Genomic DNA, 6,449 nt, shown 5'->3' with positions numbered 1-6,449 from the left:
CCATACAAATACCTCCATTAATAGAAAGTCTTTATTAGTAGCTTATTCTTATTGATATAAATATGTAAGTTGTCTTTTGCCTTTTTATCCTGTATTTTAATTTTCAAATATAGTAAGTTAAAATACTAAATGCTTTTAATCATACTAATAATTTATTTTTAAAGAACTATAATAATTTAAGGTATAATACATATATCATTAATAGTGATATTCACATATTAATATGTAAAAGTATATGAAAAATAATAATCAGATAAAAATTGCATTTAACACAACTATATGTACATTTAAATCTTTTATTATTAACGGTAATTTCACTGCTTAATTTAACCTTATTAAATACCCTCATAATTACCCATTTTGATATATATATCATTATCACATATAAAAAAATAGTGCTTAAATTTAATAAGCACTCTTAAAATATTTAACTTTGTTCAAGTAAACCAGTGTATAGTTCGTAGTAAACTCCTTTTTTATCAATTAACCTATCATGATTTCCTCTTTCAATAATTCTTCCTTGATCAAGAACCATAATAACATCTGAGTTTTTAATTGTAGATAATCTATGGGCAATAACAAATACTGTTCTTCCTTCCATAAGCTTATCCATACCCTCTTGAACAATTTTTTCTGTTCTTGTATCAATACTTGATGTCGCTTCATCTAGAATTAATACAGGAGGATTTGCAACTGCAGCTCTTGCAATTGCAAGTAATTGTCTTTGACCTTGTGATAAATTTCCACCATCTCCAGTCAAAATAGTATCATATCCATTTGGAAGGTGGTCTATAAAGTGGTCAGCATTTGCAAGTTTTGCAGCTGCTATTACTTCTTCATCAGTTGCGTCTAATTTACCGTATCTTATATTTTCCATAACCGTTCCAGTAAATAAATGTGTGTCTTGAAGAACTATTCCAAGTGATCTTCTTAAGTCATTCTTCTTAATCTTATTTATATTAATTCCATCATAACGAATCTTACCATCTTGAATATCATAGAATCTATTTATTAAGTTTGTAATTGTTGTTTTACCAGCTCCTGTTGCTCCTACAAAAGCAATCTTTTCTCCTGGTCTTGCATTAATTACAATATCATGAAGTATAATTTTTTCATAATTATAACCAAAATCTACTCCATCGAACTCTACGTGACCTTCAAGCTTTGTATATGTTGTTGTGCCTTCATCCTTGTGATAATGCCTCCAAGCCCAGATTCCTGTTCTTTCTTTAACTTCAGTAATTGTACCATCTTCATCTATCTTTGCATTTACAAGTTCAACATATCCGTCATCTTCTTCAGATTTTTCATCAAGTAATTCAAATATTCTTTCTGCACCAGCAAGTGCCATAATAACTGAGTTTAATTGCATTGATATTTGTGAAATTGGTTGATTAAATGATTTATTAAATTGTAGGAAAGAAGCAAGCCCACCTAATGTGAAATTACCAACACCTAAAATAGCAAGTAATGAACCAACCATTGCTGTAATAACATAACTTAAATGTCCCATGTTATTCATAATAGGCATTAAAATATTTGCAAACTTATTTGCATTATTTGCACTATCATTAAGTCCTTCATTTAATCTATTAAAGTCTTCAATACTTTTATGTTCATGACAGAAGACCTTAACTATTTTTTGACCTTCAATCATTTCTTCTATATATCCATTTAATGCACCAATATTCTTTTGTTGTGCCATAAAATACTCAGAACTTTTTCCAGCAATTTTTTTAGTTACAAACATCATTAATGAAACCATGATTAAAGTAATAATCGTAAGTGGAATATTTAAAATAATCATTGAAACTAAAACACTTACTACAGTAATTATTGATGATAAAAGCTGTGGTAAACTTTGGCTTATCATTTGACGTAAAGTATCTGTATCATTAGTATAAACACTCATAATATCTCCATGAGCATGAGTGTCAAAATACTTTATAGGAAGTGTTTCCATATGCTCAAATAAATCATCTCTTATTCTCTTTAAGGTCCCTTGAGAAACATTAACCATAATTCTGCTGAATGTCCATGTTGCTAAAACACCAACATAATATACTACTGCCATTTTCATAAGCATCATTAAAAGTGGTGTAAAGTTTACTTCTTTTTGATTTATAAATGGAAGTATATAATCATCAATAAGGTTTTTCAAAAACATTGTTCCAATAACACTTGCAATGGAACTTATTAATATACATGCTAATACTACAAAGCAGTGAATCTTGTAATTCTCAAATATATATCCTAAAAGTCTTTTAACACTCTTCATTGGATTTCTCATCTTAGCTTTTCCTGCCATTGGTTCTCTATTTGCTTTCATCCTTATCAGCTCCTTTCATCTGTGATTGATAAACATCACGATAAATATCACTATTAATAAGCAACTCTTCATGTGTTCCTATGGCATTAATAATACCTTCATCTAAAACAATAATCTTGTCTGCATCTTGAATTGATGAGACTCTTTGAGCAATTATTATCTTAGTTGTGTCAGGTATTTCATCTCTAAAGGCTTTTCTAATTAAAGAATCAGTTTTTGTATCAACAGCACTTGTTGAGTCATCTAAAATTAATATCTTAGGCTTTTTAAGAAGTGCTCTTGCAATACAAAGCCTTTGCTTTTGTCCTCCAGATACATTTGATCCACCTTGTTCAATATATGTGTCATATCCATCTGGGAATTTTGTTATAAACTCATCAGCTTGTGCTAGTTTACATGCTCTTATTAATTCTTCATCAGTAGCATTTTCATTACCCCAACGAAGATTTTCCTTTATAGTTCCTGAGAATAAAACATTCTTTTGAAGAACCATAGCCACTTCATCTCTTAAATATTCTAAGTCATACTCTCTTACATCAATTCCAGAAACCTTAACTGAACCTGTTGAGACATCATATAATCTTGGAATTAATTGAACAAGTGAAGATTTTGCGCTTCCTGTCCCCCCTAAAATACCAATAGTTTCTCCTGAGTTGATTTTTAAGTTAACATTACTTAATACATAGTTTTTGCTTTCTTTCTTATAAGAAAAATTAACATTATCAAATTCAATAGAACCATCTTTTATTTCTTTAATTGGATTTTCAGGATTTGCTATATCAGATTCTTCCTTAATAACTTCAACAATACGCTCTGCTGATGCCTTTGACATTGTAATCATAACAAACATCATAGAAATCATCATAAGGCTCATTAAAATATTAATAATATAAGTGAAAAAACTCATAAGTTCACCAGTAGTTAAGTTATTTGAAACAATCATCTTAGCACCAAGCCAAGATATTAACAGTATACAAGTATACATGGCAAATTGCATTGCTGGCATATTTAAAATAAGAACCTTCTCAGCTTTTACGAAAAGTTTGTAAACATTTGAACTAGCCTTATGGAATTTTTCAATTTCATAATCCTCTCTAACATAAGCCTTAACAACTCTAATTGCATTAACATTTTCTTGAACACTTGAATTTAAATCATCATACTTTTTAAATACATCTGTAAAAATAGGATGAACTGTTTTCATAATAAAATATAGTACCAGTGATAAAAATAATATTGCCCCTAAGAAAACACATGAAAGTTTTGGGCTTATACTAAAAGCCATAGCCATAGCCCCAATAAGCATAAGAGGAGCTCTTACACATGTTCTAATAATCATTTGATATGAGTTTTGAACATTTGTAACATCAGTTGTAAGCCTAGTTATAAGTCCTGCAGTTGAGAATTTATCAATATTTGAAAATGAAAACTCTTGAATATTATCAAACATTGCCTTTCTTAAATTCTTTGCAAAGCCTGCACTAGCACTTGCCGCATACTTTCCTGATAAAACACCAAAAGTTAAAGAAAGTGATGCAATAACAAACATTGATATCCCAATAAATAGAACCATTTTTATATTCTCATTTTCCACACCCTTATCTATAATTGCAGCCATAAGAAGTGGAATTATTATTTCCATAGCAACTTCTCCAACCATATAAAGTGGTGCTTTTAGAGAATCTTTTTTGTACTCCTTTACTTCATTTAGTAATGTCTTTAACATATATACCTCCCCTTATCAAATTTTCGTAAATTTAACTGTTTAATATAGAAACTATTTTGTCGAATTAATAATTTAAGTTATACTTAAGCTATCATTATTTGTTAGTACGCTAATTGTAAGCTTCCTAACAATGTATCCAAAACAAAACCGCTATATTTTGCGGTTTATTCTAAATTCTTCTTAATTTTTTTTGCTATTTTGAAGAATGTTTCTATTTCTTCATTAGTTAATCCACTTTCAATTAAGTTGTCAAGCTTCTCGACTCTTTCTGTTAATTCTTCTTGAGCCCTTATAGCTTTTTCAGTTAAAACTATTTTTTTTAATCTGGCATCCTCTACTACTGATTCTCTTATAATGTAGCCATTCTTTTCAAGTAATTGGAGTATTCCTGTTGCTGTTGAACGTCTGATCTTAAATTCTTTTTCTATATCCTTTTGAAATACATTGCTATATTGTGATTGAATATGAACATATTTAAGTATCCAACCTTGCATTCCAGTAAGATCATTAAACTCAAAAGGGCTTTCATTAATTTTTCGCTTTATAAGGTTACTTATGGTTTTAATTTCAAAACCTATTGTTTCTACCCTTTTCATATAATCACTCCAAACTTAAAATTATCATTTTAATATTATTATATAAATTAATTCTAATGTTTGTCAAATTCTATTTTATAAATATAGCTATTCTATAAAATCTTAACTAATTTATGTTTATATCTTTTCAAGACTTTCTTAGCATTAATAAAACAAACTACTTACCCTTCAATTACAAAAGTAATTTCAATACTTCTATACTAACGAGGAGATATAAAAAGACCGTCGTTCTATTTTTTAGCACGACAGCCCCTTTTCGTGGATTTTAATGGTTGAGACGATTCTTCATAATCATACCCACTATTTTTGTGGTACTAAAAATTTTTATTATCCTATAATTTTTCTCCACAAGAATCAATCACATCTTTGTACCAGAAATATGAATCTTTACATAATCTCTTCATAGTACCATTACCTTCATTATCACGGTCAACATATATCATACCGTATCTCTTTTTCATTTCTCCAGTAGTGAAAGATACTAAATCTATTATTCCCCATGGAGTATATCCCATTAATTCTACTCCATCATAGTTTACTGCTTTTTTCATTTCTTCTATGTGTTTACTTAAATAATCTATACGATAAGAATCGTGTATTTCTTCATTTTCTTCAACTATATCTATTGCTCCAAATCCATTTTCAACTATGAATAATGGAAGTTCATATCTATCATATAGACGGTTTAAAGTGTATCTTAAACCAACTGGGTCAATTGGCCAACCCCAGTCACTAGATTTTATATATGGGTTAGGTACTGAGTTTGATAATGCTCCGTTAACAGAACCTGAATTATCATTATTTACATCAGATTTTACAGCAGTAGACATGTAGTAACTAAATCCTATATAGTCTACAGTTCCAGCCTTTAATATTTCAACATCTCCTTCTTCCATTCCTATATCATAGCCTTGTCTTTCAAATTCTTTTAATGCATATCTTGGATAATGTCCACGTGCGTGCACATCTGGGAAGAAGAATCTTTGACGCATTGCTTCTTCTGCTGCCATTATATCATCTGGGTTACAAGAGTATGGATATATAGGTACATGAGAAACCATACATCCTATTTTAAATTCAGGATTTATTTTACGACCTATTATCACTGCCTTTGCACTTGCTAATAATTCATTATGTGCAACCTTGTATAATATAGCCTTTGGATCTTCTCCTGGCTCAACTGTTACTCCTGAATTTGTCCAAAAGAATAATGGATTATCCGTATCCATTTGATTGTTTATCTCATTGAAAGTCATCCAGTACTTAACTTTATCCTTATATCTCTTGAAACAAACCTCTGCAAAGTTAGCAAATAAATCTACTACTTTACGGTTTCTAAATCCGCCATATTCCTTAGCTATATGTAGTGGTATTTCAAAATGAGATAAAGTTATAACAGGCTCTATATTATACTTTAATAATTCATCAAATAAATCATCATAGAATTTTAAACCTTCTTCATTTGGAACTAATTCATCCCCCTTAGGGAATATTCTTGTCCATGCTATAGAAGTTCTTAAGCACTTAATTCCCATTCCAGCAAGTAATGCTACGTCTTCTTTATATCTATTATAAAAATCTATTGCTTCATGATTTGGATAGAATTTATCTGGCATAACTATTTCAGTTATTTCTCTAGGTACACCATGTGCCCCTGCAGTCATTACATCTACAACACTAGGACCTTTTCCTCCTGCGTTCCATCCACCTTCAAATTGATGGGCAGCAAATGCTCCACCCCATAAAAAATCTTTTGGTAATTGATTCATAGTTATCCTCCTGCATAAATATTTATTTG

General features: G+C 29.8%; 4 protein-coding genes. All 4 read right to left on the bottom strand.

What is annotated here, in order from left to right; translation table 11 throughout:
• Positions 1 to 427 precede the first annotated feature (427 nt).
• On the bottom strand, positions 428 to 2,329 hold the full coding sequence (locus tag I1959_RS02755) for an ABC transporter ATP-binding protein (protein WP_195237031.1): 1,902 nt from the start codon (positions 2,327 to 2,329) through the stop codon (positions 428 to 430).
• The gene (locus I1959_RS02750; protein ID WP_195237030.1) at positions 2,316 to 4,055 is read right to left on the bottom strand and encodes an ABC transporter ATP-binding protein; all 1,740 of its coding nucleotides are present in this window, start codon (positions 4,053 to 4,055) and stop codon (positions 2,316 to 2,318) included. The genes I1959_RS02755 and I1959_RS02750 overlap by 14 nt, the downstream gene beginning before the upstream one ends.
• Before the next feature lie 164 nt (positions 4,056 to 4,219).
• Entirely contained in the window at positions 4,220 to 4,651 is a 432-nt protein-coding gene (locus tag I1959_RS02745; RefSeq protein WP_195237029.1) for a MarR family winged helix-turn-helix transcriptional regulator, read from the bottom strand.
• 332 nt (positions 4,652 to 4,983) lie between these two features.
• On the bottom strand, positions 4,984 to 6,420 hold the full coding sequence (locus I1959_RS02740) for a 6-phospho-beta-glucosidase (protein WP_195237028.1): 1,437 nt from the start codon (positions 6,418 to 6,420) through the stop codon (positions 4,984 to 4,986).
• Positions 6,421 to 6,449 lie beyond the last annotated feature (29 nt).

It is taken from the genome of Romboutsia sp. 1001285H_161024_C4, assembly GCF_015550185.1.
Lineage (GTDB): Bacteria > Bacillota > Clostridia > Peptostreptococcales > Peptostreptococcaceae > Romboutsia_C > Romboutsia_C hominis.
The sequence above is the reverse complement of the archived record's forward strand: the minus strand, read 5'-3'. Positions and strand labels throughout refer to the sequence as shown.